The organism is Hominisplanchenecus sp. (genome assembly GCF_046967715.1).
GTDB lineage: Bacteria > Bacillota > Clostridia > Lachnospirales > Lachnospiraceae > Hominisplanchenecus > Hominisplanchenecus faecis.
This window is the reverse complement of the sequence record NZ_JBKVNQ010000113.1, coordinates 1-3,476: the sequence shown is the minus strand read 5'-3', so window position 1 is coordinate 3,476 and position 3,476 is coordinate 1. Positions and strand designations below refer to the sequence as shown.

Here is a 3,476-nt window from a genome sequence, read left to right as displayed (position 1 = left end):
TCTCACCTCTGTTCCAGCATACCAAGGAAATCTTCTTCTGAAATGACAGGTATCTCTAATTCTTTTGCTTTCTTGTTTTTTGAAGTAGATGACTGTGTGTCATTGTTGATCAGATAATCCGTTTTTGAAGTGACAGAACCTGTGACTTTCCCGCCTTTTTCTTCAATTTTTGCTTTCAGCTCATTGCGGTTTGCAAAATGAATCAGTGAGCCTGTGATCACAAAATTCTTGCCTGCAAAGATCTGTTCTGTTTCATTTGGCACATATTTTTCCAGATGGATCTCCTCAAGCAGATCATCCAGCTGCTCTGCCCTTTTCGCATCCCGGAAATAATCGGCAACCGCTGCTCCGATCACCTCTCCAATGCCATCTATCCCCGCCATCGTCTCGGCATCTGCAGTGCGAATCTTTTCCAGGTCATAATCAAACGCCTTACAGATCATCTTCGCATTTGCAACGCCGATGTTCGGGATTCCAAGGCTGTAGATCAGCCGCGGCAGTGTCGTATTTCTTGCCTGCCCGATTCCCGCCATCAGTTTTTCGTAGGATTTTTCGCCAAATCCTTCCATCTCAACGATCGCATCTTTATATCGGGAAAGCCGGAAAATATCTGCAAATTCATGGATAAATCCGCTTCCGATAAATTTTTCCAGAGTCGCTTCCGACATTCCTTCCATATTCATCGCATCTCTGCTGACAAACAGTGCAAAAGATTTGATCTTCTTTGCCTGACACTCCGGATTGGTGCAGTATAAGGTCTCCACATCTGCCGTCCTCTGGATCCTGGTTACGCCGCCGCACACCGGACAGGTCTGCGGAATCTCTATGTTTCCGCTTCTGGTCAGGTTTTCGGCGATCTGCGGAATGATCATATTGGCCTTATAAACCTGAATGGTATCACCGATGCCAAGCTGCAGTGCCTTCATAATGCTGAGATTATGTACACTGGCACGGCTCACCGTTGTTCCTTCCAGCTCCACCGGTTCAAAAATCGCAACCGGATTGATCAGCCCGGTTCTTGACGGACTCCATTCGATCGAGAGCAGATGCGTTTCCTTTATCTCATCTGCCCATTTAAATGCAAAGGCATCTCTTGGAAACTTTGCCGTCCGTCCAAGGGAAATGCCATATGCGATGTCATCATAGATGGCTACCAGTCCGTCCGACGGAATCGGATTGTTCTCGATTTCTTCTGCAAACCAGGCAACGGTTTTCTCCACAGTCTCCCTTGTCACCATTTTGTGCTCTACCACATCGAATCCCTGCTCCGAAAGCCATGTAAACTGCTTTTCTCTGGAATTTTCAAAATCCACGCCGTCCGCACGCACCAGGGAGAATGCAAAAAACTGTACATGGCGTCTGGCAGTGATCTCATTGTTCAGCTGACGCACGGACCCACTGCACAGATTTCGCGGATTTTTGTATTTTGCATCCACATCTGCAATCTCTTCATTGATCTTCTCAAAATTTTTATAAGAAATAACCGCCTCTCCGCGAAGGACCAGCTCGCCCTTATATGGTATCGTAAGCGGAACATTTTCAAAAACTCTGGCATTATTTGTGATAACTTCCCCGATCTCACCGTTTCCGCGTGTGACTGCCTTAAAAAGCGTACCTTCACGGTATGTCAGTACGACGGTCAGTCCATCCATTTTCCAGGAGAGCAGCACTTTATGGGCACCGACAAAATCTTTCAGCACTTCGACTTCTTTTGTCTTGTCAAGAGAAAGCATCGGCTGCTCGTGTCGCTCTTTCGGAAGCTCTTCGAGCACTTCATAACCGACCTGTCTGGTCGGACTTCCTGCCAGGACGATCCCGGTCTCTTCTTCCAGTTTCTGGAGCTCGTCATACAGCCGGTCATACTCAAAATTGCTCATGATCTCACGGCTTTCCTGATAATAGGCTTTCCCTGCTTTTGTCAGAAGCTCTGTCAGCTCCTTCATCCTCTCGCGTTTTTTGTCCATGTTCCCCTCCTGCTCTTTCCCGCTTTTTTACTTCCTGCCCGTAACTGCCGGTAAAGTTCCTGCATTTCTGCTTCCGTCACATCCCGGTACTGTCCTTTTGGCAGATTACCAAGCTCAATGTTCATAACCCTTACCCGCACCAGTTTCTTCACACGACAGCCACAATACTCGCACATACGACGGATCTGTCGGTTCAGTCCCTGCGTCAGAATGATACGGAAGCGGTATTTTCCGATCTTTTCCACCTTGCACGGTCTGGTTCTGGCATCCAGAACCGGGATCCCACCCCGGCTCATCTGCTCGACAAATTCTTCTGTAACCGGTTTATCCACCGTCACCAGATATTCTTTTTCGTGATAATTACCGGCACGCATGATCTGATTGATGATATCTCCGTTGTTTGTCACCAAAAGCAGTCCTTCGGAATCTTTATCCAGCCTTCCAACTGAAAAAACGCGTGTCGGATACTGAAGCACATCCTCCACGGTCACATCGTTCCAGCGTCTGTCCGTCGTGCAGACTACGCCCTCTGGTTTGTGAAACGCCAGCAGAACCATTTTCTGCCCTCTGCTGCATCGTTTTCCGTTGACGGTAATCTCCATCTCGTCCGTTACCTTCCTGCCATTTTCTGCACGCACGCCGTCCACAAATACTTTTCCTTCTTCGATCAGGCGGTCTGCTTCACGCCTTGAGCAGACGCCCGCCTCACTTAAATATTTGTTCAGCCGCACTTCCTGGTGTATATCTTTTTCTTCGAACTCTTTTCTCATGCGATTTTCTTTTTTTGCCGGCATGTTCTTCTCTCCCGCTCTTTTAAAAGTATAGTACAGTATAACACGTTGTACAACTGCCGTCAAACACTCTCTTTTATCCGTTTTTTGCACTCTTTTTTTCTTTTTTTCGACAATAATTCTGCAAAATCCGAATATTCTTTTCTTCAAGATTTAAAAATTCCCGGGCAATCGTTTCAGACTCTTTTCCGCAAATTTCCAGCTTCTGCGTTGCTTTCTGCATATCACTTCTGCGAAGCCGTTCTTCTTTTGCCAGCATATTCGCCATATATCCGGTATTTACATTTAATGCCGTCTTCGCCTGCAGCATTCCCCACCGCTTCGCCCGCTCCATCACACCAAGCAGCGGCGGAACATTTCCCGTCTCAAACAGACAGTTTGCCGCCTTTTCTTTGATCCCGGAATAGCCTGCCGCCTGTATGTTCAGATCCAGTGCCAGCTCATCGTCATAGACCTTTCCCAACACAGTATAAATATCCTGAAGCGACCTGCTCGTATTTTTCACAATGGTTTCCAATAACTCCTGTTCCGCATAAGAAATCATATCCTGCCTCCTTGCATCATCTCTCTGCCTTTTTGCTGATTTAGGATATGCATTTTCTTTTTTTCTATACTTCAGCTTTTCATACTGCACTCATTGAATCTGAGTATGCTGTATTCTCTCACAGTGAACTACCCATTGTCTAAAGCCAATGGGCTTCCTGCTTCGCAGACCTCGTAA

Annotated in this window: 3 protein-coding genes; all 3 read right to left on the bottom strand. The window is 46.8% G+C overall.

The genetic code is table 11. The annotated features are described in order from the left end of the window. Nucleotides 1-2: 2 nt before the first annotated feature. Complete coding sequence (ligA, locus tag ACLTL4_RS11145; RefSeq protein ID WP_173897383.1) at nt 3-1,964, bottom strand: NAD-dependent DNA ligase LigA; 1,962 nt, start codon at nt 1,962-1,964, stop codon at nt 3-5. After that, nucleotides 1,940-2,758: a pseudouridine synthase gene (locus ACLTL4_RS11140; protein ID WP_412320549.1), complete on the bottom strand. Its 819-nt coding sequence runs from the start codon at nt 2,756-2,758 to the stop codon at nt 1,940-1,942. The genes ligA and ACLTL4_RS11140 overlap by 25 nt, the downstream gene beginning before the upstream one ends. Before the next feature lie 73 nt (nt 2,759-2,831). Continuing rightward, on the bottom strand, nt 2,832-3,299 hold the full coding sequence (locus ACLTL4_RS11135; RefSeq protein WP_147631737.1) for a hypothetical protein: 468 nt from the start codon (nt 3,297-3,299) through the stop codon (nt 2,832-2,834). Between the last annotated feature and the right edge of the window lie 177 nt (nt 3,300-3,476).

What these genes read in the sequence shown, in the direction of transcription:
- ligA (WP_173897383.1), bottom strand. Translation starts at nt 1,964, where the DNA reads ATGGACAAAAAACGCGAGAGGATGAAGGAGCTGACAGAGCTTCTGACA.
- ACLTL4_RS11140 (WP_412320549.1), bottom strand. Translation starts at nt 2,758, where the DNA reads ATGCCGGCAAAAAAAGAAAATCGCATGAGAAAAGAGTTCGAAGAAAAA.
- ACLTL4_RS11135 (WP_147631737.1), bottom strand. Translation starts at nt 3,299, where the DNA reads ATGATTTCTTATGCGGAACAGGAGTTATTGGAAACCATTGTGAAAAAT.